Source organism: Ruegeria sp. CH2 (assembly GCF_056537065.1).
On sequence record NZ_JBQFQV010000026.1, the window covers coordinates 1 to 24,340 of the forward strand.

Genomic DNA, 24,340 nt, shown 5'->3' on the forward strand with positions numbered 1-24,340 from the left:
CTCAGCATTGGGCTGGAAAAGCCCTGTCGCATTCGAAAGGAAAGTGGCTTAAACGAGCACTTGGGGCGGCACAAAAACGGGACAGGTCCAATGCAAAAGGCGTACCGATGGGTGCCGACCTTAGGGCCCCCTCCGAAGGTGCACAGGCACCAAGGTTCATGGTGGCAGCCCTTCGTGATCCAATTGGCGCTAACCTCGACCGCGTGCAAATCGTGAAAGGTTGGCTCAATGAGGACGGGACGACCGATGAGAAAGTCTTTGACGTCGCCTGGTCAGACGAACGCGAAACTGGCAGCGACGGAAAGGTTCCGCCCGTTGGTGATACTGTGGATGTTGCTTCCGCAACCTGGACCAACACCATTGGTGCCGCGGAACTTGCGACAATCTGGATTGATCCTGAATTCGACCCGGCGCGCCCGGCTTTCTATTACGCGCGTGTGCTCGAGATTCCGACACCACCCTGGTACGTCTACGACGCATACCGCTACGGTATCGACATCCCTGAAGGCGCTCCTACTTCGCAGCAGGAGCGTGCCTACACGTCTCCAATCTGGTACACGCCGCAAGGCTGACTGATTGCCAAGTTTGGGTTGAAAATAACGCGATCGACTGTTCGATGGTGCGGTTGAGAGTGGTACCGCCTCTCGTGCGAAAACAGGTCTCGGTGGAAAGACACGACACAACCTGAACAATATGCTGGCGGCGGCGTTCGGAAAGAGCCATTTGGAAAGCGTCGGACCTGTCTCACTTTTGGTGATCAACCCGAACTAATCCTTAGCAAAGTTGACGCCACTCGGACATTGATGTGCCAAAACGCGCAGCGGTGTCAGAGCGAATGGCGGCTAAGCGCAAAGTCTGCGACTGCGGTTCGATAGACAGAACCTCCGAGCTTCTGAACAGCGAATGTTGCCCCTTTTACAGGCGGCTTGCGCGCCCGATTAATTAAAAATCAGAAGAAAACAAGCGCCTTGGTTGCTTGGCACAACACTGAGTTGCCCACCAATTGCTTCCATGGTCGCTTTGACAATATTCAGGCCCATACCTGTGCCACCGGCCTCTCTTTTTGTCGTAAAGAAGGGCTGCAAAACCTTGTCCTTGTTCCCTTCACTGATACCGGCGCCATTATCTGCGATTTTTAGGCAGATGACACCGTCGACCTGATAGGCTGTCAGCACGGCATTCTGCGCGCCGTGTTGCTGAGCGTTCTCAAGCATATGTGTCAGCATGATGTGCAGGGTGGGCGCCGCGACGGGTAAGGGCAGGTGATTGTTCTCAGCCTTGATCGCAAGCGCCGGGAAAGTCTGGACGAGCTGATCAGTGATGTCGTTCAGACAGCATGTACCGTTAATGGCGCTCTGATCGGCAAGGCTGAAGGCGCGCATGTTGGCCAGCAGATCCTCCATCCGCTTTCCACCTTTGTCTACAGTGTCCAGCAGGCGGTGTTTCTGCGCGGGTGGCAAATCATCGTCGCGCAGCAGCTCTGCGGCGCCTTTCAGGGCAGTGAGGGGTGACTTCAGCTCGTGGGTGACATGGGCGGTGTACGTTTTCAATCCATCCTGCTTGTCCTGCAAGCGTTCCGTCAGCGATTGAAAGCTCTGGCTCAGATCCGCGATTTCCCGCGTGCCAAGTTGGTCTGGTGGTTCCCATGCCTGACCACCGTGGCCCGCCACGTGGCTGCGCTGGATTAACAGGTGGATCGGCCGGGTGATGAACCGCCAGAACACGTACCCGATAAGCGCCGTGGACAAAGCGACAAATGCCGCGGCTTTGGCAAGGTTGAAACGTTCGCCGTACAGAAAACGGAAAATATGGTTCGGGGTGCGGCTCAGGTAAACCGCCCCGATCAAGGTCTGATCCACGTACACTGGCATCGCCACGAAAACGCGCACGCGGGCACCGCGGCTGAGGGTATAAAGCGCAGGCGTTGCATCCTCGCGCACGCGGGTGCGCGCGACCGAGACAGTATTACCCGAAAGGGCCTCGCGAACCTCGTCAACATGGCCCAGTTTCTGCCCGATTTCCGCGGTTCCGGCAAACACGTTCCCATCGACATCCAGCATCCGGTAACCCGCAAGGGTTTGCGCCTGGGCGGCGTTGGCGATGCGGCTTAGCGGGATGGCAATGGCCTGATGAACCGAACCGGGTCGGACGGTTGCGGGTCGCGCGTCCGGGCGCGGCGGCAGAACCGTTTCGCGATTGACCGACAGTGAAGGGAACACCGCGTGCTCAGTTGAGATTGCACTCGGGCGGGGCGGCTTGATCCCGGCTGCATCTGCATAAAGCTCGGCATACGCCGCTGACATAACCGCAGCCTGTGTCAGCAGGCTTTCTTCGGTCTGTTGCACCAGTTGGCTGTCGTAAAAACGGAACAGGATCAGCCCGGCAAAGGGCAGGCACAAGACAATACCCAGCACCAGCAGAACGATGGTCCACAATCTGGGGCGCCATTTGCGGTTCAGCCGGGCGTGCATGCGCCCATCCTGAGGCCGACACCGTGAATGGTCACGATCCCTTCGGCACAGCCGGCCTGGGCCAGTTTGGCACGGACATTGCGTATATGGCTGTCAATGGTGCGGTCCGAGACGTGGATGTTGTAGCCGTAAAGCGCATCGATCAGCTGCGCCCTTGACAGAACGCGGTCGGGACGGGCCATCAGAGTTGCCAGCAGCCGAAATTCCGATCCGGTCAGCGTCACAGGGGTTGACGCGAACCTGCACAGGTGACGCTCTGCATCCAGGTGCAGGCTGCCTTGCGACAACACCGGATCGGGCTGGGCAGGTGTCGGAGCGCTGCGTTTCAGAATGGCCTTGATCCGGGCCACCAATTCGCGTGGGGAAAAGGGTTTCGTCAGATAATCATCGGCGCCCAGCTCCAGCCCGACGATACGGTCGACCTCGTCATCACGGGCGGTCAGGAACAGGATCGGCACGTCCGAGGATTTGCGGATGTCCCTGCATACTTCCAGACCATCCTTTTCGGGCAGCCCGATATCCAGCACGATCAAGTCGGGGCTTTCCTGACGGTTTGTATCAAGCGCGGTCAGGCCGTCGCTGGCCAGAAGTGGCGCATAGCCTGCCTTTTCAATCGCGAACCTTGTTACCTCAAGGATATCCGGATCATCGTCGACAACAAGAATGCGTGCAGGCATCAAATGGGGTCCTTCAACTCTGCTGCCGATAATAGGCTTGTATCCGCCATCTCCGAAAGCCCCATTCGCGCCAGTTGGTGATTGCATCCTTTTTCAGATCATATCGCATCCACGCGTCACAGACTTGCTGTCCGGTTCTGGTTTCATGATCACGGATTGCTGGGTAAGCATCAGCACCAAGGCTGCATATGTAACCAGTGTCCTGTTGCATCAGAGCGCTGCCGTGGCTCAGATTATAGCTGGCAATGACTGATGCGAAATTCACAAAGTTGCAGGTATACAAGACTACCAGAAGCGCTGCAAAACAACGCCGCAGAAGCCAGATTGTATCGAAGCCGCGATGGATTTGCACCACGGTCAGCAGCAATCCGGTGAGAACCAGTGCCATCCAGATAAAGGCGGCCACCCGCAAATAGGTAAGCGCATAGGCGTCGACGTAATGATGCAGCCTGATAGCAGCTGTCATCACCAGGAACACGTTCTGCGCCAACCACGTGTAGATCAGAATGCGCAACGTCCGGTCCGCACCGATCATGCTGTGAGTGACCAGAGTGAATACGCCCGCCAACAGGGCCGTAACCACCAGCGGATAAGCACCCCGATGGGCATAAGCGGCATAGCTCATCCCTTGAGGCAGGGATACACCCCCGGTCAGGATACCAAGGTCCATCACGGTTTGTACAAGGAACAACAGGTTGAACAGTAACAGCGAATTGCGCACCGAGATTGGATTGATCAGAAATGCGGCCCGGCTTGGGCCTGTCTTTGGCATGGTGGCGGGGCGGGCAATGCCGCCCAGCCATGGATCGCTGAGGTTTAGGAACGGCCACAGCAGCGAGGCCATCACGCTCCAGAACAGAAGTCGCAGCCAGAAGTACCCTTCGAACAGAAGACTTGGGTCCAGCTCTGCCAGAAGGTCTTCCAGCACCGGATTGGCGGCGGCCAGCAACGCAAGGAAGACCGCACCCAATAGCAGGGGCAAGGCCAGCGATGCTGCGTGGCGGCGGCTGTCGGACCCAAGATCGGCGGCCACCGCGGTGCGACATGTGTCGCGCAGCAAAAACGTCGCACCGATGGAAGGCAGTCGCAGGGCGGTTCGCAGCAGCAGACGTTCGTTTACAGCCTGACCGAATAGCGCCCAGGTGGCCAGACTGACTAAACCAGCGAGGCTGAACAATAATGATAGAAGCTGCAAATCGATGGCCACCGGCAGGTTGGTGATCAAGGCAAATGCGGCGGCTATTGACCACTCCTTTGCAGTCGCACGCCGGGGTTTCATCGCCATGATCGCGGCGGACAAGACCAGCGCGAAGACTGAGACAGAAATGCCTAGCGGCTGTTCCCAAAACAACCAATCAGCAAGCGCCACCAGCGATGCAAGAAGCGGGATTGCATGGCGCATTTTCAGCGTGGACATCAGAGAACCACTCTGCTGTCGTCTGTTGCCTCTCCATCGGGGGACTTCGTCCATCTTTCCCAGCCACCACGCGTCCAGCACGATGCTGTCCGGCACGCCGCGAATTGTCAGTTCCTGCCTCATGTCCCGTCTCCTGCTTGCAGGTTTGTGTTCCCGGCAGAATGCCTGCGGCGATTGCATCTTTGGCGCGACGTATCCGCAGCCTTCATGGGGCTTTCGTGCAGAAAATGTGCAGAGGCGGTGAAAGGCATTACCAACCACGATTTCCGAGCTGCAACTCGCGCCGCGCAATAAATGCGACGTGTCCAGACATTGAACTGCAAGCAAAAGCGCAGTGTGACACAGTTGAACCTTCCCCTGAGAAGCGGTTCGCCGTTATGGCTGGGGAAACGGAGGATCGAACATGGCTAACCCTCTCTATGATGATCTGTTTGGCATTCACGCCGACAAAGATACGGCTTTCCTGCACCTGACAGACGGGACGACCGTCACCTATCAAAACTTTCTGAGCACAGCCGCCCGGATCGCCCATGTGGCCACGCAACTGGGCCTAAAACCCGGGGACCGGGTTGCGGCTCAGGTCGATAAATCGCCTGAGGCGCTGGCGCTATACGCAGCATGCGCGCAGGCCGGTCTGGTTTTCCTGCCGCTGAACACCGCCTATACCGTGGACGAGCTGACGTATTTCATCGAAAACAGCGGCGCGTCACTTGTTGTCTGCGATGGCCGAAGCAAAGACCAACTGACCCCGATTGCCGAGCGTTTTGGGGGCAGGGTGGAAACGCTGAATGCGGATGGCTCGGGCTCGCTGATGGATCTGGCGGCAGCAATGCCAGACAGCTTTGCGACTGTGGATCGGGATGGTGAGGATCTGGCAGCGTTTCTTTATACGTCGGGCACCACCGGACGTTCAAAGGGCGCGATGCTGACCCAGAACAACCTGTTGTCCAATGCACGGACACTGGTCAAAGAGTGGCGGTTCACGTCGGAAGACGTTCTGTTGCACGCGCTGCCGATCTTTCACACGCATGGGCTGTTTGTGGCCACCAATATCATTCTGGCTGTCGGCGGAAGCATGATCTGGCTGCCAAAATTCGACCCTGATCAGATCATTAACAGGATGCCCGACACTACGTCGATGATGGGCGTTCCGACCTTCTATACGCGCCTGCTGGCAGACGCGCGTTTTACCAGCGAGCTGACCAAACATATGCGCTTGTTCGTATCGGGATCGGCCCCATTGCTGGCGGATACCCATGCACAATTCCAGGAGCGTACCGGGCATCGTATCCTAGAACGCTATGGCATGACTGAAACCAATATGAACACCTCAAACCCCTATGACGGCGAACGTCGCGCGGGCACGGTCGGGTTTCCCTTGCCGGGGGTCGAACTGAAGATATGCGATGCAGTCGGCGACCCCTTGCCGAAGGGTGAAATCGGTGAGATCGAAGTGCGTGGCCCAAACGTGTTCAAGGGATATTGGCAGATGCCGGAAAAGACGGCTGCCGAGCTGCGCGAAAACGGGTTTTTCATCACCGGTGATCTGGGACGGGTCGACGAAGATGGGTATGTCCATATCGTCGGGCGCAACAAGGACCTGATCATCTCGGGTGGCTACAATATCTACCCCAAGGAAATTGAGCTGGTTCTGGACAGCCACCCCGGTGTTCTGGAGAGCGCAGTGATCGGCGTGCCGCATCCCGACTTCGGTGAAACCGTGCTGGGCCTGATTGTAGCGGAACCCGGGCAGTCTCCGGATCTCGACGCGGTCATGGTTGCAGTGCGCGACAGCCTGGCGCGGTTCAAACATCCCCGCACGCTTATTCAACTGGGTGAATTGCCCCGCAATACAATGGGAAAAGTCCAAAAGAACATCTTGCGTGACCAGTTTAGGGGCATGTTCAAAGCCGGGTCACAAGGCACATAATGGCAGAGCCTAGATAAGCGTCGGAAACTTGATATAGTCCTCAAAACCAATGGGGACAGAAGAATATGAACAATCGTTTGCGCAAAATCACCATCGTAGGTGGCGGCACGGCAGGCTGGATGACCGCGTTGATCCTGGACATGGTGTTTTCACGCACTTCAGCAACAAAAGACCGACCACATATCTGCCTGATCGAAAGCCCCAATATCTCGACCGTGGGTGTTGGTGAGGCTACGGTGCCGCGCATGCCGGTCACGCTGCGTCAGGCGGGCATTTCCGAACGGGATTTTTTCCGCGAGACAAACGCGTCCTTCAAGCTGGGTGTGAAGTTCTGCAACTGGAACAAAGACCCCAAAGGAAAACGCATCGATTACGTGAACCCCTTTGCCCATGGCCAGATGCTGGAAGGGTTGGACGCCGCCGAGTATTTCCTGCGCTTTGGCAACGGAGAGCGGGACTTTACACAGTCCATCTCGCCTCACGATCATCTGGGACGTCTGTGCAAAGGCGCGCGGCAGCTGGGTCAGCCCGAGTTTGAACAGCGTTTTGGCTATGCCTATCATCTGGATGCGGTGAAGTTTGCGGGTATGCTTACCACGGTCTGCACAAAGCGCGGCGTCGAGCATATCCAGGACGAGGTACAGAAGGTCGAGCTGGATGAACAAGGCAACGTCAGCCATCTGATGCTGGAGCGGGCAGGACGTCATGACATCGAAATGGTCATCGATTGCACCGGGTTCCGCGGCCTGATCATCAATCAGGCACTGGGCGAGCCGTTTTTGGATTATTCGGACTATCTGCCCAATGACCGCGCCATGGCGTTGCAGGTTGAACACCGCAATCCCAATAAAATCGAAAGCCTCACGCGGTCGACCGCGCTGGGCGCGGGGTGGACGTGGCGGGTGCCGCTCTACAATCGTGTGGGTACAGGCTATGTGTTCTCCTCGGCGCATCGAACGGATGATCAGGCGGCCGACGAATATCTTGAATGGCTGGGTGACAGCGGCAAGGGTTTGACACCGCGGATCATCCCGATGCGCGTCGGGCGCGTGCGCAATGCCTGGGTCAAGAATTGTGTGGCAATTGGTCTGTCCGGCGGGTTTATCGAGCCGTTGGAAAGTACCGCGATCCACATGATTGACCACGCAGTGCGCTGGTTTGCAGAACACTTGCCGACGCGCGACGTCGCACCGTCACTGCGGGCAAGATACAACCGGCAGATGGACAAGCTTTATAACGAGGTTCTGGAATTCATCTGCCTGCACTACCGATTGGGCAACCGAAAGGATGATCCCTATTGGATCGACGCGCGGACAGAGATGAAGATACCGGATCGGCTGGCCGAGAATCTGGAGCTGTGGCAGCACCGTCTGCCGATGGATCACGATGTGGAATTTGCCACGCTGTTTGACCATCGTGTTTATCAAACGGTTCTGTTGGGTAAACAGGTCTATGATACGGGTTACGGTACCGGCATCCGAGATCGTTTGCGACCGTTGAAGAAAGTGATCTGGTTCCAGGGCATGCAGCGTGCGAAAGAGGATCTTGCGCAGATAGTCAAAGTGATGCCGGATCATAAAACGCTGCTGCGCGATATCCGGGGTGAGCTGGAAAAACCGGTCTTTGGGATGGCGAACGTGGCGAAACCGACGGTTGCGATGCCGGGCACGAAACCCGCACCTGTTACGATCCAGAACATGCCGAACTTTGCTGAAATCCAAAGCGGCGCGAAGGATTTGCAACTGTTCTAGCGGTTCTCTGCCCTTACGAAGGAAATTTAAGAAACTGAAGGACGAGGCATTCAGCCCCGGCCTTCAGGGCGGTTTAGCGCCAGTTTTTACCCCGGTCAGACAAGTGCCTTTGAACCCGACCCGGATAATCAGAAACAATGGCATCCACACGCAGGTCGATCATCCTGGCAATATCTTCAGGGTCATTGACCGTCCAGACCGCAACGCAAAGGCCCAAATCTTTGGCCAGTTCGACGTTTTCAGCAGTTACATCCGCATAGTACGGGCACCACAGTGAGCCGCCCGCTTGCTTGACCAATAGCGGAATATCGCCTTTGCGGCCTCGAAAATCCGGGCAGACTGCTTTTGAAGAATCCTCCCCTACATCCTCGGCGTTTTCGGGAAGTTGGGTCAGATAAGAAGATGGCATATCAGGCGCTTGCCGCTGACATTCTTCCAACAGATTCCAGTCGAAACTGTGCAGAACGGCGCGCGACGACAGGGCCCTGGAACGGACCTCTTGCAGGACAAGACGGACAAACTTCTCTCTGTAGCGCGCGTCATGGGCCAAATCGGGGTCCGACTTCAGCTCGAGCATCAGACAGGCATCGCTATGTTGGGGGTCACTCACCAGATCCAGCAGGTCAAGCAGCCTTGGAACGCGAACGCCATCCATTTGTGCCTGATCAGGAAAACGCTGACCATAGGCAGAATTCCCATCCAACCGCCCGACATCGAACTTCTGAATCTGCTCGAATGTCAGGGTTGAAACCTTCGGCTCTTCCCCGGTCAAAAACTGACCGTCAGCATCGCGAAAACTGGGGGCGTGCAGCCGGTGATTATGGGTTATGACAGGGATGTCGTCAGCCGTGAGAACAACGTCAAACTCCAGAAGCGGCACGCCAATGGACAGCGAAAAGTCGAAGCCAATCATGCTGTTTTCAGGCAACACACCTCGCGCACCCCGGTGGCCTACGATGCGGATCAGGTTGTCGCCCCCCCGGAAAGCCTCGACCTGAGGGAATGCCATCAGCCTTCCAGCCTTTCACCGGTGGATCGGTCAAACATATGCATATGGTCTGAGGACACAGAAAACCGCATGTTCGGATGTCGGCCTTCGATCGGGTGCACACCCGGAAGGCTGATCGTGATCGGATCGCCCAAGCCGGTCAGTTGACCGTGCAACAGCGTGTTTGCCCCCAGTGGCTCTGCCATCTGAATCGTAGCCTCAATTGTGCCATTGTCATCCAGCAATAGATGCTCGGGTCGTACCCCCAGCTTGAATGCAGTATCAGGGCCCTGCGACGAACCAACCGCGACCCCACCAATCATGACGGTTCCGTTTTCGCGTTGGGCCTCAAAGACATTCATCGCGGGGCTGCCGATGAACTGTGCCGCAAACAGGGTTCTTGGCGTTTCGTATACCTCTAGCGGTGTGCCAACCTGTTCGGCGATACCGCCGTTCATGACGATCATCCTGTCGGCCATTGTCATGGCTTCAACCTGATCGTGGGTTACATAAAGCGACGTGATCCCCAGTTTTTCCTGTAGTTCACGAATCTCAAGCCGCATCTGCACGCGAAGCTTTGCGTCCAGGTTCGAAAGAGGCTCGTCAAACAGGAACACCGCAGGTTCACGGACAATCGCGCGACCCATAGCCACTCTCTGACGTTGGCCGCCTGACAATTGTCTGGGTTTGCGATCCAGCAATGGTTCAAGCTGCAATAGCCTGGCCGCCTCGGTCACTTTTTGATCGATCTGGGCCTTGGGCAACCCTGCGATCTTCAGGCCATAGCCCATGTTCTGCCGGACCGACATATGCGGGTAGAGCGCATAGTTCTGGAACACCATGGCAATGTCGCGATCCATCGGCTCTTTTTCGTTGGCCCGTTCCGCACCAATCCGGATTTCACCCGCGGTCACGGTCTCAAGCCCTGCCACCATCCGCAACAGCGTGGATTTTCCGCAGCCCGAAGGGCCGACGATGACAATAAACTCGCCATCTTCGATGTGGATGTCGATGCCATGTATGACATCTGTCGGGCCAAAGCTCTTCTTGACATTCTCCAGGGTTACTGTTGCCATTTTCTATTTCTCGCTATCAACAAGGCCGCGGACAAAAAGCTTTTGCATCGACACCACCACGATGACCGGCGGGATCATCGCCAGAATGGAGGTTGCCATGATGACCGGCCAATCAGCTACATCATCGCCAGACGGGAACATCTGCTTGATGCCCATCACAATGGTGTTCATTTCAGGGTCGGTGGTGATAAGCAGCGGCCACAGATACTGGTTCCACCCATAGATAAACAGGATGACGAACAGTGCCGCGATGTTTGTCCGGCTCATCGGTACGACGATATCGATGAAAAACCGCATAGGCCGGGCACCATCCACACGCGCAGCTTCGGCCAGCTCGTCCGGGATTGTCAGAAAGAACTGACGGAACAGGAAGGTCGCCGTGGCCGAGGCGATCAGCGGAAAGATCAGCCCGTAATAGCTGTTGAGCATGCCGAACCCGGCCACGACCTCAAATGTCGGAACGATGCGCACTTCGACCGGCAACATAAGGGTCAGGAAGATCAGCCAAAAGAATGTTGTTCGACCGGGAAAGCGGAAATAGACGATTGCAAATGCCGACAGCAGTGAAATGACGATCTTGCCCACTGCGATCCCGATGGCCATCACAAGGCTGTTGAACAGCATCGTTGCGACGGGGACATTCACGCCGGAAAACAGGGCTGCCTTGTAGTTCTCCCAGAACTGATCACCCGGCAAAAGCGGCATGGGTGGTGATACAACTTCCGGCTGGGTAACGGTTGAGGCGACAAATGCCAGCCAAATCGGAAAGAAGATGACCAGAACGCCAAGGATCATCAGGGCATGTGTCAGCCAGATACCCGCTCCGCGCTTTTCGACCATTCCGTGCTGTTGGGCTGCCATCAGTAATGCACCCTCTTTTCCACGTACTTGAACTGAATGACGGTCAGAAGGCCGACGACAATCAGCAAAATGACCGATTGCGCCGAAGACGAGCCCAGATCCTGACCGACGAACCCGTCTGAAAAGACTTTGTAGACCAGAATGGTCGTGGCCTGCTGCGGACCGCCACCGGTGATTGTGTGGATTACGCCGAAAGTTTCAAAGAACGCATAGACCACATTCACTACAAGCAGGAAAAACGCTGTCGGTGACAGCAACGGCAGGACAATCGTGAAAAACCTGCGCCAGAACCGTGCGCCATCGATCGCTGCGGCCTCGATGACCGACCGCGGAACCGACTGGAGTGCGGCGAAGAAGAACAAAAAGTTATAACTGATGCGCCCCCAGGCCGAAGCGACAACCACAAGCCCCATCGCCTCGGTGCCATTCAAGACGTGGTTCCAGTCATAGCCCAGCTGTCCAAGATACCACGACACGACACCGACGCGCGTGTTGAACATGAACAGCCAGAGCACACCTGCAACCGCGGGAGCGACTGCATAAGGCCAAATCAGCAGCGTCCGATAAGCTCCGGATCCTTTGATCAGCCGATCTGCAATGACAGCCAGAAACAGGGCCGGGATCATGGAGCAGAGCGTAACAAGCGTCGAAAACACCGCCGTGGTTACGAAGGATGCGCGATAAAACTTGTCGCTTAGCAGAAATTCAAAATTGCCCAGACCGACGAACTTGGACGACAACCCGAACGGATCTGGGATGAACAGCGACTGCCACACAGCTTGTGCAGCGGGATAAAAGAAGAATACGGCAGAAATGACGACCTGTGGGGCGATCAGCGCCAATGGCAACAGCCAGCCGCGGAATGTGACGCGTTTTTCCATCCTGATGACCCGCCGGGAAAAGTGGATGCGGGCTCTGCCGAGCCCGCACCGGATTTCAGAGGTTTATTGATTCGCCGATTCGAACCTGCGCAGAAGCGCGTCACCGCGTTCTTTTGCGCTGTCCATGGCTTCCTGGGCAGTTTTCTCACCGGCCCAGATGGCCTCAAGTTCCTCATCGATTATACCGCGAATTTGATCGAACGATCCCAGACGCAGACCTTTCGAATTTGCTGTCGGCTCTTTCGCGGTCATCTGGATCACAGCGATATCGGTGCCCGGGTTTTCATCATAGAAACCGGCCGCACGAGTCGCTTCACCGGCTTCTGCGGTAATCGGAAGATAGCCGGTATTCTGGTGCCATGCCGCCTGAACGTCGGACGAGGACAAGAAGCTAAGGAACTCGCCAACGCCTTTGTATTCTTCGGGATCATGACCTTCCATCACCCATAGGGATGCACCGCCGATGATGGTGTTTTGAGGCTCGCTTGTGACCGCTTCCCAATACGGCAGCGGGCGCACATCAAAGTCGAACTCGGCCTCGGCTTTGATCCCGGCATACCCGGCCGAGCTTTCGGTGAACAAGGCACATTCTCCGGCCCTGAAGTTTGCGCCGCCTTCATTTCTGCGACCGGTATAGATGAATTTCCCATCCTTGGCCCAGTCACCCATGGCGCTCAGGTGCGCGACCTGTACCGGGCCGTTCAGCATCAGTTCTGTGTCCAGACCGGCAAAACCATTGTCCTGCGATGCAAACGGAACGTTGTGATAGGCTGACAGGTTTTCCAGGTGAATCCAGCTTTGCCATGCCGTCACCAGCGGGCAGTCCTCGCCTCCGGCTTTGAGTTGCTCCAGCACATCGCCGACTTTTTCCCAAGTTGACAGGTCAGTATCAGGATCAACACCTGCCGCCTGCATGGCGTCGCGGTTGACCCACAAGACCGGCGTGGACGAGTTGAACGGCAGCGACAACATATCACCGTCGGTGGTGGTGTAGTAACCCTTCACCGCGCCGATATAGGCATCGGGATCAAAAGACGCGCCACTTTCAGCCATGACTTCGTAGACCGGCTTGATCGCGCCTTTTGCTGACATCATCGTTGCGGTGCCAACCTCGAAAACCATCAGGATGTGTGGCTGTTCGCCAGCACGGAAAGCGGCAATGCCAGCGTTCAGGGTTTCTGAATAGTTGCCCTTGTGGCTTTCGACCACGACAAACTCATCCTGACCGGCGTTGAATTCTTCAACCTGCGCTTTGACAAGTTCGCCAAGGCGGCCGGTAAAGGCATGCCAGAATTGAACTTCGGTTTGTGCCATTGCCGCCAAGGGGGACAAGGCAGTTGTAACGGCAAGAGCGCCAAGCAAATTCTTTTTCATGATTCCTCCCATGCATCAGGTTTGATGCTTCGTTGAGTACCGACTGCAACGCGTATTCGACACACATGACGATTTCACGACGTTACCGTTACAGAAATATAATTCAAGCCCTACTTATTGGCAAAAAACATAATACAATGTTATACAGTGTGAATAAAAAAGCGGAACTGGGTCTGCAATGAGACAAACTTTGAGAATTCGGCAATTGGAAGCACTCATGGCGGTGACCACCAATGGTTCGGTCACAGCAGCGGCCGCCGATTTGGGGGTGAGCCAACCAGCTGTCAGCAGGTTGCTGTCGGATCTTGAAAAATCGTTTGGTTTTCAACTTTTTGATCGCCGCAAAGGGCGATTGGTGCCAACCCAGGAAGTTCGCTATCTGCAACCCAGCGTGGACCGTGTCCTGGAATTGATGAAGCAGATATCGGACGCGAGTCAGAATATCACACAGCGTAAAGCCGGGCATATCCGCGTCGCCTGCCTGCCCGGTTTCGCCACCAGCCATCTGCCGGATGTTGTGGCAAGTTTTCTGAAAGACCGGCCAGGTGTCACCATGACGATCGAACCGGACAGGCCGGAACGGATATTGGAATGGATGGTTGGCGAACAATATGACTTTGGAATCACCGATGGCTTTAACGGTCATCCGGGGGTCGAAAGCAGAAATGTAGATGTGCGCACGGTTTGCGTATTCCCGAAAAATCACGCGCTTGAGAACCTCTCGGAGGTGACGCCATCCGATCTTGCAGATGAGAACATCATACATACGCGGCGCGACAGCGACTTTTTCGGACGGCTTTCGAAGGCATTTCAGCAGGCCAATGTTACACTCAACTCTCATATCGAAGTCCGGCAATTCACGGCGGCATGTGAATTGGCCATAAAAGGCGTTGGTGTCTCAATCGTCAGCGAACTGGACGCTGTCCATTACACAGACCGGGGGCTAAGCTACAGGCCATTCAAGCCGTTTTTGCCGCATACACTTTCGCTGGTACGCCCGGTTCTGAAGCAGCCGTCTTTGATAACACTGGAGTTCATCGAGCATTTCAGCGAAAGTCTGAATGCGTTCAGAACACTTGCGTGAGGCTGCGGTCACCGGGACGAAGGATACCTGCCCGCGTTTCCAGCCAACACTCTCCAGAAAAAGCAGGAGCCAAGGGATCGAATACGCCCAAAGTCGTCGTTATTGTGAGGCTCCGCGTATCTGTTCAATGGCTCGGGCGGCAAATCTACCCGACAAAGACCCGTCTGCGGCTGCTTCCAATGCAGGCAAAGCGGGGGATGCTTTCCCGCCGATTTCACCCAATGCGTTGGCGGCTTCTTTTCTGACAAAAACCGAAGGGCTGCCCAACAGCATGATCAGTTCCGGAACGGCTGGGGCTGCGTCAGCTCCAAAGAGCGCCAAAGACTGAGCCGCGTCACGTTGTTCCTTGGCATCTCCGCGCATCAGATCAGCTTTGAGGCTCGCAACTGTCGTGCTCGGCGGAAGCGCGGCCAATTGAAGGCCGATTTTCAAGCGATTGTTCAAATGCTGATGCTCGCCGATCCATCGCACGATAAAGAAATAATCGCGCACCGCTTCGCCCAGAACCTTCTCGTTTTTTCCATTCTGCCATTGTTCGATCATTGCACGCGCGCTGCTTCGATCGCCATTCAAGGCCAGAACCGACGCTGCAAATGGCATCAACTCAACTGCCTGCGGGTTTCGGTCCAGCTCAGACCTAATAACGGCCTCTGCACCTTTCAGATCATTCATCGCAAACAGCGCAGCACCTTGAAATAGCGCGTAGTGGCTGGGGTATTCCGGGTCGAGGCGCATTGCAGCCTGTACAAATGCCAGCCCTTCTTCTGGCTCGCCACCCGCGATCAAGGCCCATCCCATTGTCACATGCGCTTCAGGGTCGCTTGGTTGCAGGGCAATGGCTTTCGCGGCTTCTTGTCTCGCTTCTTCTGTTCCCCGACTTACACCCTCGGCGCTGTCCCAGTCCGGAAGGTTGAGAGCGACAATTGCCCTGATGACGTGGATAAGCGAGGTGTCCTGATGCGTCAGTTCACGGTAGTATTTATAGAACAGCCCGATATGCATCTGCTCTTCAGCATTCGCAAAGCCTGACCAGTGGTGGAAGATGTGCGGTCGCAAGTGTACCATAGCTAACATCGCCCAGGCGCGCGCATAATTCGGGTCCAGCTCGACAGCCCGCTCAAAATGCGGAATTGCGGCCAGATTGTCCTGTTCATTGAAGCGTGAATAAAGCGCCCACCCGCGCTGGAACGCTTCGCGCGCCTCGATCTTTTCAGTCTCTATGTTTTCGATAGCAATCCGGCTTTGCGTGTCGAGCGGGACATCCAACTCGCGCGCAATCGCCAGTACAATGTTGTTTTGCAGGTCGAAGATCTCATCGATTTCACCGTCGAAACGTTCCGCCCAAATCAATCTGCCGTTCAACGTGTCCGTCAGGCGGATGTTGACCCGAAAACCCTCTCCGCTACGTCTAAGGCTTCCATCAACGACATAGCGAACGCCCAGTTTCTCGGCAAAACCTGCCGCATCAATGTCGCGGTCCTGAAATGCAAAGGATGTGTTTCCGGCGATGACAAATAACCCTGATATGCGGGACAAGTCCGTTATCAGATCCTCGGAAACGCCATCTATCAACATCTTGTTGGACGCGTCGCTGGTGAAATTCGTCAAGGGAAGCACGGCGATCGAGGGCAGGTCCGGCAGAGGGTAAGCCATCTGTGCTTCAGAAGCGCGCAGCTGACCCTTTTCCCATGTCTTTGTCCCGATATACCCGGTCGCGCCCAACACGATCAGGATTGCAGCCAGCTTCATTAAACGCGGCGCTTTCTTCGTTTTTTGCTTTACCGCCGGGGTCAACGCATCTGTTTCGACGCGGAACGCCTCAATGGGGTCCGCGATATTTTTGACGGATTGCGGGCCAATTGGCGTAAAGGCGAAGGGCACCTTGTTGCGCGCGTATCCGACAATCGCCTGCGAGGCGATAATCCCCCCAGGTTCTGCCAGCGCCTCAAGCCGTGCGGCCACGTTGACACCATCACCCAAGATGTCGTCGGCGTTTGAAACGACATCGCCAACATTCAAACCGATCCGAAAAACGATTGCGCGATCAGGTTCGGTATCCGAGTTTCTTTTCGACAGTTCGGCCTGTATCTCGACTGCAGCGCGAACCGCATCGACTGCGCTGGGGAATTCGATCAGAAAACTATCACCGGCTGTGTTCGCAATGCGCCCTGAATACCCGGCGATCAAGGGCTCGATAACTTCAGCGCGGATCCGGCGCAGCTTGTCGATGGTGCCTTCTTCATCCAAGCCAACCAATCTTGAATAGCCTGCGATATCGGCGGCTAAGATGGCTGCTAATCGACGATTTGGCCGGCTTTCCATAGTCTCGCAGCCTACCATTTAGCCATTTTTCTGGGAACCGGTTTTCAAGGTGCCGGTTTTGCTCCGGTTTTTGAAATCCCCCGACCTGTTATCTGGATGGCAATGGAAGCCCGGACTGCTGGGTTTTCAGACAAAAGCGGTCTGGGCAATCTGTCGGCTCTGCGTGTTGTCGGATTTGCATGGCGTCGCGCGTCCTTGCACAATGCGACCAACGCATGGAGGCGAAAATGATCTACGCAATCACAATTTATGGGGAACCGGGCGTGTTCGAGGCATTGCCGAAAGATCGCCAGGACGAAGTGATGTCAGGCCATCGCGCCCTGCAAGCGGTTTTGTCGGAACGCGGAGAGTTTGTGTCGATAAAACTGATGCCGCCAACGTCAGCGGTAATGGTCGAACCGGCGGCGTCCGAAGGTGCTGCCCCCCTGATCACCGATGGCCCGTTTTCCGAGACCAAGGAAAACTTCCTTGGGTTTTACGCCGCTGATTTCAAAGATCTTGAGGAGGCGTTGGAACATGCAAAACTGATCTCTTCACCGGTCGCGCGGCTGGAAGTTCGGCCTGTGGCCTGGGCCGGGGGAGCCATATCGTCGGAATAGATCATGTCAGTCTGGCTGGAGGCCACATTTGCTGAACAACGCCCGCGCGCCATTGCTGCCCTGACGCGGGCATTTCGGGATCTGGACACCGCAGAGGAGGCCTTTGCCGACGCCTGCCTGAAAGCCTTGGCGGTTTGGCCCCAGGACGGGGCGCCTCGTGATCCATTGGCATGGCTTCTGGCCACGGCCCGGAATTCGGGTCTGGACGATATACGCAAATCCCGGCGGCGCGCGGCAATCCTGTCGCGCCACGCAGAGGAGTTTCAACCGATGCCGGCGGAAACACCCGACCCTGATGAGATGCGGGATGATGTCCTGCGCTTGCTGTTCATCTGTTGTCACCCGGAACTGGATCGGCGGGATCAGATCGCCATCGCCTTGCGGGTGGTCGCGGGGCTGAGCGTCGATGAGATCGCCAGCGGATTTCTGGTCAAGTCCAAGACCATGGAACAGCGCATTACCCGCGCCAAAAAGAAAATAGCAAATAACCCGGTCGCCTTTGAAACGCCGAGCCCGGCTGAAAGGCAAGCCCGGTTGGGTGAAGTCTCGACAATGGTTTATCTGATGTTCAGCGAAGGGTGGTCGACCTCGGCCGGGCCGCAGCAAATCAAGCTCACGCTATGCAAAGAAGCGATCCGGCTTGCCCGCCTTCTTGTCGCATTGTTCCCTGCAATGGGCGAGCAGGCCGCATTGCTGGCGCTATTGTTGTTTCAACACGCCCGGCGCCAGGCCCGGATTGACACCGAAGGCAAGCTCGTCGCACTCGACGATCAGAACCGCGATCTTTGGGATCGCTCGAATATCGCTGAGGCTACATCGCTGTTGCAAAAAGCCCAGCGGATTGGCCACCGCGGGGTCTATATCATCCAGGCTGCAATCGCTCAGGCACATGCCTGTTCAACCTCGTCCGAAGAAACCAACTGGGCGTTAATCGAAAGCCACTACGCCGCCCTTTACGCATTGCAGCCGACACCTGTGATCCGGCTCAACCAGATTGCCGCACAGGCCAAGCTACACGGTCCACAATATGCTTTGAAGGCAATGAATCCGCTGTCACAGGAGCTGTCCAACTATCGTTGGTTTCACGCGATGCGAGGTGGCCTTTTGCAAGAAGCGGGGGATCATAAAGACGCCATTTCCGCCTTTGAAACCGTGTTGGCGCTTTCTCCCACCGCGTTGGAGTGCGACGTGATCAACGAAAAAATCAAAATTAGCAAAAAAGAATTGGAGGGCCTGTAGGAAAACACACTCCTCATACGTCCTAGGGTCAGACCCGTATGTGGCGGGCGTAACCAACGGAGGTACCCATGAGTATACTTGAGATGACGGCTGTCGGAAATTCAGGATGGATCGGGCATTCTGGGCCGGATCAGAGCAAGGCCAAATCCTTTTATCAGGATGTGCTGGGCTGGAAGATCAGCGATATGCCGATGCAGGATGGGTCAAGTTATTCGGCCGCAGTTGTGGGCGAGACCGCTATCGGAGGCTTTTCACCAATGCCGGAGGCGCATGGAAGCTGGACGATCTTCTTCACGGTGGCCGACGTGGATGCGAGTGTTGCAAAGGCCGAAGCCAAAGGCGCCACAGTTCTTCAACCCGCGATGGATATGCCGGGTGTCGGTCGCATGGCCACGCTGAACGACCCGCAAGGTGCCCGCTTTGCATTGATCACTTATGAAAGCATGAAACCCTGAGAACTGCCTGAAAGGAGGGCGCAGATGGAACAATATTCGCACATCGTGCAGGTTATTGCGGCGGTATTGGTCTGGGTAACCGTTCCACTGGCGACTGCTTTTGGCCTGCGTCGATCTAAGGCGGGTATCCATCCGTTATGGGATGGGGGCAACAGGCTCTTGCGCGTAATGCGGTCAAATGGAAACTTCGTCGAATATGTTTCGTTCGCGCCGTCGATCCACCGGCAGCCTGAGGCATCCAGCTGATGCCGGTGGATGAAACCCTCAACGCACGCATTCGTGACACTTTGGCCGCGCATGTGGGCATTTCAGAAAAGCGTATGATGGGTGGCAATTGCTTTTTCTTGAACGGCAACATGCTGTGCGGGGCGCGGCGGCATAACGACGGGCTGGGCCGTTTCATGTTCCGGGTGGGCAAGAACAACGAAAGCATTGCGCTGGCGGACCCTGCGGCTCAGGAAGTGATTCACGGTGCACGCAAACTGGGTGGTTTTATCCGCGTGGATGAGAGTGATTGCGATGACGCCGCTTTGCTGCGCTGGTTACACCTTTGTCTCGAACACGCCGCAGCCCTTCCCGCGAAAGACTGAACGGAGAAATCAATGGCCAAATTTGAAAGTTTCTCACCCGCAGCGCTTGGTTTTCTCAGGCACTTGCGGGCCAATAACACGAAGGAATGGTTTGCAGCCAACAAAGCAATTTACGAGACCCATTTGAAGGAGGCCAGCAGGCACTTCGCGGATAACATGGCGGATGCATTGCTTGATCTGACTGGCCAGACCCACAGCAGCAAGATTTTTCGTATTCATCGGGATGTCCGATTTTCCAAGGACAAAACACCTTACAACGCACACCTGCATATTGCGTTTATCCCTGACGGGAATGCGGATCAGCCACCGATGTGGTTCTTTGGGCTCTCACCCGATGATCTGGCGCTTGGCTGCGGGGTGTTTCAGTACGAAAAGGAAGCGTTGGATGCCTTTCGAACAGAGATGGCAGGCCCCAAAGGGGCAGAGGTGATACAGCTTGCCGCTGAGATGCGAAAGCGTGGATTCCGGGTCGGGGATCCTGAATTGAAACGTGTTCCCTCCGGTTTTGACAAAGATCATCCAAATGATGAAGCATTGCGCCGCAAAGGCTTTACCGTCTGGACGGATCTGGGAAATCCCGCCTTTGCAATCGAACCAAACCTCATTGAAAGAACTATAGAATTGTTCGACGACCTCTTACCTGTTTTTCTGCTGCTTTCTCGGGTCGAGTAACCCCATCTTTCCATATGCGGGGAACATAGGCTCGATGGATATCGCCAAGGTGCCGACCTCAATCGTTCAACGCTGTGTCTGAAAAGTGAGAGATAAGTATGCAGCTTCATTTTGGGTCGCACCTGTGTGCCACGCCGCTCCAGTGTTTGCCCTCTGTTTTTTCTGTTTGGATATGGTGGAGCCTGCGGGAAACGCCGCCGAACGCCTGATACACTGATCGTAAATACTATTGTAGATTTCTTGTTTGCACTGTGGCTTCTCTTGAAGTCACACTTGAAGTTGCACAACCTGCTACAGTGTACTGTGTACGTCCAAACCTTTACGAGGCCAGCTGTCTTTTACTGGTGGGGAAGGTTGCGGCTGGCCTGCATTTGCTGAACATCGTCGGGCCATGTGGAGCGTATGTAACCCAGCACGTCCAAAATATCTTCGTTAGTCAGCGTGCCCTCGAAACCCGGCATACCACTGTTGAAGTCTTTAATGCCGCGTGCTGCCAATGTGTCTGCCCCACCTAGTCTGGTGTACTCGAACAGTAGCTGGTTGTCGTGGTGCCAAGTGTGCCCTGTCACGTCATGTGGTGGCGCGGGCAACACCCCGTCATCGTTGGGTGTTTGCCAGTCAGGTTGTCCTTCCAGATTCACTCCATGGCATGAGGCACAGTGCACTGCGTAGAGTTCCTGCCCATTCGCTAGGTCTCTATCTATCAACTCATGATCTGCAGCAAGGCTCGTACCAATGCTGCATATAGCCAGTGCGCAAAGGTGATTGTTCATCTCTACCTACCTTAACTCGGAAGCGTTAGTACGCTCGTGAGTGTCGCCGTTGTCGCCAGCACCACTAATACGATTATTGCCTCAACCTCGATGGATCGGGCGAGGCGTTGCGCTGCTATTGCCTCTCCACTTTGCATGGCCGGAACAAATCGGAGCTTGTTGGCAGCGGCGAGGATCAACAGCAGTGCCACAAGAAACACCTTGATCAAAAGCGTCTGCCCGTAGCCGGTGAACAAGAGCCCTTGGAGATTGCCGACAAGCAACCAAGCCATCCACAGACCCGCCGCGACTAGCGTTGGCACAATAAGTGCAGCAGCCTGTCCAAACCTGTGCCCTAACACTGCTGCATCTGTCAGGTGTTCAGGCATGAGAGCCATACTCCGCAGCGGGCCAAATATACCCACCCAAAAGGCCACACACAGCAGGTGCAACAGCAGCAACAATTGGACGCCAACACTCTCCAGTTCCGGTACATGTCCGATCTGTGCAAAGGACCACATGGCCAATGTGCCACCCAACAGCGCGATCCATAGACCAAAGCGAGGAACAGACAGTCCCACAAGGATCAAAACTGCGCCTGAAAGGCGATAAGCAAGTACGTCGCCTACGGAGGTCTGCCAAAGCAAGCCAAGCATCTCTGGATCGACCATGCCGTCAACTCCGCCTGTTAAGGCGGCTCCTCGGAGCATGAAACCAAATACCGTTGCTGCGAGGGAAAGCCACGCCAAGACCAAGGCTTGGCGCTTCATCGCAATGCTTACCGGCGCGACTAGTTCGGAATAAAGGCACTTAACGGCGACAAGCCCGGTGGACCCAGCAAAGCCGATGTAGAGCACCAGCTTTGCGAGGATTGCGACAACTCCCCAAATGTCTGGCATGCTCATTCCACGGAAAAGGAAAACTCGCCCTGCATCGCATGGCCGTCTTTACCTAAACCACGCCACTCGATGACATAGGTGCCGGTTCCATTGCCCGGCAGTGGGATCGTGAACTCCTGACTAAAACTTGTCTGGTCCCCCAAATCTAGGCTTACTGCCGAGTGTTCTTCATGGGCCATCTCTATCCGCGTCAGCCGGATGTCCTTGGTGAAGCTGAGGCCAATTTCAGCGGGCACAGAGGTTACAGTCGCCCCATTGGCAGGTGTCGTTTCTTCGGCCTTGGAATGCGCCAGTACCCCGCTGGGAATAGCAGCCATGATTACGAGAGTTACGATCTTTTTCATGGTCCTGTCCTCAATTTATTCCGTTGGCACGTTGAATTTCACGAATGTACGCGATCACCATGGCAACGTCACCTCGCGTCAATCCCTCGACCGGCGGCATGTCACCAAACTGCCAATGATGGCTTCTTACACCTTGTGAAACCGCCCTCTGAAAGGCTTCGTCAGCGTGGTGGCTGGGCTCGTATATCTTGTGGATCAGAGGCGGTCCCGCGCCTTCTACACCGACCGCATTGACGCCGTGGCAAGCAGCGCAAGAGACATCAAAGACACGCTGACCGATTACTGCGTTGCCCTCGATTGGCGGCATCTGAATTGCGACTATGGCGCCGCCTGTGCCTGTCTCTGGCGATGTGGCCTCTTCGATTGGGCCGGGCCGAAGGGTTATGAAAGCGGCGACGGCTGCGACGGTGCCTGCGCCGATGAATAAGAGACTTTTTCTCATGAGTTGATCCTGACTTTTGGAAGCTGGTAGTGCTGCGATTCACTGCGAACAGCGGCACGCGCAGGTCGCAGATGTTCGCAAGGATTTACGCTGCTTCAAAGGTCAGGGGGCTTGTATGGGTTATCCGGTTCAATCGGCTTGGCTTGAGTTCCAATCTGAAACTCTGGATCAATTTCACGTTGATCCTGCGCGGCTTCTCCGTTCTGGGCGAGCAAAACAATGGCTTGGCAGATAGAGGGATTACACTCGCCGGTTCCTGAACTGTCCGGGTCATGGTGGCTGTTTGGGGACGACTTATCGATGCTATTTTTAGCCACGGAAGCGTGTTCTGTTGATTGCATGTGGCTTTCACAGTGAAGGCCGATGCAGCCATCTGATAGCGCATGAACAACGGTGCCAAAACCGGTCAGGGTGACCAGAACGCTGACTAGTAGCACAATTGAGTATCGTCGGATGACCATGGTTCAGGACGCTACTGCAGCAGACCAAGCATGACAACGCCAGCCCTTTGGTTTTTCGGATCACGACCAGTTTTTTGTTCGGACAATTGATTGAAGCTTCCCCTTTTCCTAGACAGCAACACGAGAAGGTCCTTCGTACTAAACCCCTAACTGCAGTGATTTGGGCGACGCTGTGGTTGAGTGTTGACATGTGTCAAAGCGTAGTTTGCCAAGTTGTTGGCAAAGTGCTTCGCAAATGGGTCAGAGCTTCAGCATAAAAGCAACCCGGGGAACGGTGGCGTTTTTGGCTATACTCATAGCTATGGCCGCATGCACGGACAGGCATCACCACGGTGACTGGCATGGCCATGGTGCAGAGGGTTGCTATGGACCTCACCATGACGCTATCGGCGAAGCTCGTTGTGGGGCGTTTGAGTAAGCTACTTAGCAAAGGCGCACTCGCAAACAACCAGTTTAGCCAGTTTATGTTTGGTGATCACGAGGCCGCTGTTGATAGTGAACAGCCTCATCTGACTGGTCCAGTTTGATTGTTAGTGCATCGTCGGCCTCTGATCCGTTGGAATGATGTTTTCCGGGGCTGGTGGGCGATAGACCAATGCACTGCCCGACGTTTGGTGCTTGGTCTTGTGCCGGGCAGTGGCCAACGGAAGTAGTAGATGCCGTGTCGGACAGAGAGAGATACGCATACAGCTTCATTTTGTGTCACACCTGTGTGTCACACCGCTCTAATGCTTGCTATCTGGTTGTATTGTTTGGCTCGACCCTCAAAGGTTTTCCTTTTTCGCCCGAAAAAGCACAATGAAATCAATGCGCGGTAACTCGTTTGCTGCACCCAACATTCCTTTTTTGCAGCAAAGTTTTTCCTTTCAATGGCAAAGAAAAAGCCAGCGATACGCTGGCTTGCAAGAACATGTATGATCTCAGTGTAGATCGCGTCGGCGAAATACTATGCGGTTTCTTCCGTTTTGGACCTGTCCCGTTTTTGTGCCGCCCCAAGTGCTCGTTTAAGCCACTTTCCTTTCGAATGCGACAGGGCTTTTCCAGCCCAATGCTGA

Annotated in this window: 24 protein-coding genes; 10 read left to right on the plus strand and 14 right to left on the minus strand. The window is 55.5% G+C overall.

The window, feature by feature from the left end:
• On the plus strand, positions 1-572 hold a 572-nt coding region (locus tag ACR0M9_RS20080; protein WP_480774479.1), incomplete at its 5' end, for a DUF3604 domain-containing protein.
• A gap of 366 nt (positions 573-938) precedes the next feature.
• Here the strand turns inward: ACR0M9_RS20080 and ACR0M9_RS20085 are convergent.
• From ACR0M9_RS20085 to ACR0M9_RS20095, 3 genes are read right to left on the minus strand one after another with little or no spacing between them, the layout of a single operon-like run.
• Positions 939-2,471: a sensor histidine kinase gene (locus ACR0M9_RS20085; protein ID WP_480774480.1), complete on the minus strand. Its 1,533-nt coding sequence runs from the start codon at positions 2,469-2,471 to the stop codon at positions 939-941.
• Positions 2,456-3,148, minus strand: a complete 693-nt coding sequence (locus ACR0M9_RS20090; RefSeq protein ID WP_480487262.1) for a response regulator — start codon at positions 3,146-3,148, stop codon at positions 2,456-2,458. The genes ACR0M9_RS20085 and ACR0M9_RS20090 overlap by 16 nt, the downstream gene beginning before the upstream one ends.
• Positions 3,149-3,161: 13 nt before the next feature.
• A complete protein-coding gene (locus tag ACR0M9_RS20095; protein ID WP_480774481.1) occupies positions 3,162-4,688 on the minus strand; it encodes a DUF4153 domain-containing protein in 1,527 nt (508 codons plus the stop codon).
• Between the two features lie 280 nt (positions 4,689-4,968).
• Here ACR0M9_RS20095 and ACR0M9_RS20100 point away from each other — a divergent pair, with 280 nt between their 5' ends.
• Both ACR0M9_RS20100 and ACR0M9_RS20105 read left to right on the plus strand, forming a co-directional pair.
• Positions 4,969-6,495, plus strand: coding sequence for a malonate--CoA ligase (locus ACR0M9_RS20100; protein ID WP_480774482.1), 1,527 nt, complete (start codon positions 4,969-4,971; stop codon positions 6,493-6,495).
• Positions 6,496-6,560: 65 nt separating this feature from the next.
• Entirely contained in the window at positions 6,561-8,246 is a 1,686-nt protein-coding gene (locus ACR0M9_RS20105) for a tryptophan halogenase family protein (protein WP_267365576.1), read from the plus strand.
• A 73-nt stretch (positions 8,247-8,319) separates the two neighbouring features.
• Here the strand turns inward: ACR0M9_RS20105 and ACR0M9_RS20110 are convergent, their stop codons facing one another.
• From ACR0M9_RS20110 to ugpB, 5 genes are all read right to left on the minus strand, one after another.
• A complete protein-coding gene (locus ACR0M9_RS20110) occupies positions 8,320-9,255 on the minus strand; it encodes a glycerophosphodiester phosphodiesterase family protein (protein WP_480774483.1) in 936 nt (311 codons plus the stop codon).
• Complete coding sequence (gene ugpC, locus ACR0M9_RS20115) at positions 9,255-10,310, minus strand: sn-glycerol-3-phosphate ABC transporter ATP-binding protein UgpC (RefSeq protein WP_480487253.1); 1,056 nt, start codon at positions 10,308-10,310, stop codon at positions 9,255-9,257. Before ugpC ends, ACR0M9_RS20110 begins: the two co-directional genes overlap by 1 nt.
• Before the next feature lie 3 nt (positions 10,311-10,313).
• A complete protein-coding gene (gene ugpE / locus ACR0M9_RS20120; RefSeq protein ID WP_267365578.1) occupies positions 10,314-11,150 on the minus strand; it encodes a sn-glycerol-3-phosphate ABC transporter permease UgpE in 837 nt (278 codons plus the stop codon).
• A 20-nt stretch (positions 11,151-11,170) separates the two neighbouring features.
• Positions 11,171-12,052, minus strand: coding sequence for a sn-glycerol-3-phosphate ABC transporter permease UgpA (gene ugpA, locus ACR0M9_RS20125; protein WP_209505975.1), 882 nt, complete (start codon positions 12,050-12,052; stop codon positions 11,171-11,173).
• A gap of 63 nt (positions 12,053-12,115) precedes the next feature.
• Complete coding sequence (gene ugpB / locus ACR0M9_RS20130) at positions 12,116-13,426, minus strand: sn-glycerol-3-phosphate ABC transporter substrate-binding protein UgpB (RefSeq protein ID WP_480483833.1); 1,311 nt, start codon at positions 13,424-13,426, stop codon at positions 12,116-12,118.
• Between the two features lie 178 nt (positions 13,427-13,604).
• Here ugpB and ACR0M9_RS20135 point away from each other — a divergent pair, with 178 nt between their 5' ends.
• Positions 13,605-14,510: a LysR substrate-binding domain-containing protein gene (locus ACR0M9_RS20135; RefSeq protein ID WP_209598847.1), complete on the plus strand. Its 906-nt coding sequence runs from the start codon at positions 13,605-13,607 to the stop codon at positions 14,508-14,510.
• A 99-nt stretch (positions 14,511-14,609) separates the two neighbouring features.
• Here ACR0M9_RS20135 and ACR0M9_RS20140 read toward each other — a convergent pair whose 3' ends face one another.
• Positions 14,610-16,850 (minus strand): HEAT repeat domain-containing protein, encoded by a 2,241-nt coding sequence (locus tag ACR0M9_RS20140; RefSeq protein WP_480774484.1) that lies wholly within the window; start codon positions 16,848-16,850, stop codon positions 14,610-14,612.
• A gap of 209 nt (positions 16,851-17,059) precedes the next feature.
• Here ACR0M9_RS20140 and ACR0M9_RS20145 point away from each other — a divergent pair, with 209 nt between their 5' ends.
• The 6 genes from ACR0M9_RS20145 to ACR0M9_RS20170 all read left to right on the plus strand — a co-directional run bounded on the left by ACR0M9_RS20145 (position 17,060) and on the right by ACR0M9_RS20170 (position 20,387).
• Positions 17,060-17,431, plus strand: a complete 372-nt coding sequence (locus ACR0M9_RS20145) for a YciI family protein (protein ID WP_480483831.1) — start codon at positions 17,060-17,062, stop codon at positions 17,429-17,431.
• Between the two features lie 3 nt (positions 17,432-17,434).
• The gene (locus ACR0M9_RS20150) at positions 17,435-18,670 is read left to right on the plus strand and encodes an RNA polymerase sigma factor (protein ID WP_480774485.1); all 1,236 of its coding nucleotides are present in this window, start codon (positions 17,435-17,437) and stop codon (positions 18,668-18,670) included.
• Between the two features lie 68 nt (positions 18,671-18,738).
• Positions 18,739-19,125 (plus strand): VOC family protein, encoded by a 387-nt coding sequence (locus ACR0M9_RS20155; RefSeq protein ID WP_480774486.1) that lies wholly within the window; start codon positions 18,739-18,741, stop codon positions 19,123-19,125.
• Between the two features lie 24 nt (positions 19,126-19,149).
• Positions 19,150-19,371 carry an MAPEG family protein gene (locus ACR0M9_RS20160; protein ID WP_480774487.1) on the plus strand — a complete coding sequence of 74 codons (222 nt, stop codon included), beginning with the start codon at positions 19,150-19,152 and terminating at the stop codon, positions 19,369-19,371.
• A complete protein-coding gene (locus tag ACR0M9_RS20165) occupies positions 19,371-19,715 on the plus strand; it encodes a TfoX/Sxy family protein (protein WP_480774488.1) in 345 nt (114 codons plus the stop codon). The genes ACR0M9_RS20160 and ACR0M9_RS20165 overlap by 1 nt, the downstream gene beginning before the upstream one ends.
• 12 nt (positions 19,716-19,727) lie before the next feature.
• The gene (locus ACR0M9_RS20170) at positions 19,728-20,387 is read left to right on the plus strand and encodes a DUF2461 domain-containing protein (protein WP_480774489.1); all 660 of its coding nucleotides are present in this window, start codon (positions 19,728-19,730) and stop codon (positions 20,385-20,387) included.
• Between the two features lie 338 nt (positions 20,388-20,725).
• Here the strand turns inward: ACR0M9_RS20170 and ACR0M9_RS20175 are convergent, their stop codons facing one another.
• The 5 genes from ACR0M9_RS20175 to ACR0M9_RS20195 form a co-directional block, all read right to left on the minus strand.
• Positions 20,726-21,160, minus strand: coding sequence for a c-type cytochrome (locus tag ACR0M9_RS20175; protein WP_480774490.1), 435 nt, complete (start codon positions 21,158-21,160; stop codon positions 20,726-20,728).
• A gap of 11 nt (positions 21,161-21,171) precedes the next feature.
• On the minus strand, positions 21,172-22,038 hold the full coding sequence (locus ACR0M9_RS20180) for a copper resistance D family protein (protein ID WP_480774491.1): 867 nt from the start codon (positions 22,036-22,038) through the stop codon (positions 21,172-21,174).
• Between the two features lie 2 nt (positions 22,039-22,040).
• Positions 22,041-22,382, minus strand: coding sequence for a copper resistance CopC family protein (locus ACR0M9_RS20185; protein WP_480559583.1), 342 nt, complete (start codon positions 22,380-22,382; stop codon positions 22,041-22,043).
• Between the two features lie 10 nt (positions 22,383-22,392).
• A complete protein-coding gene (locus ACR0M9_RS20190) occupies positions 22,393-22,824 on the minus strand; it encodes a c-type cytochrome (protein ID WP_480483822.1) in 432 nt (143 codons plus the stop codon).
• Positions 22,825-22,919: 95 nt separating this feature from the next.
• Complete coding sequence (locus ACR0M9_RS20195; RefSeq protein ID WP_480473967.1) at positions 22,920-23,261, minus strand: hypothetical protein; 342 nt, start codon at positions 23,259-23,261, stop codon at positions 22,920-22,922.
• Positions 23,262-24,340: the final 1,079 nt, after the last annotated feature.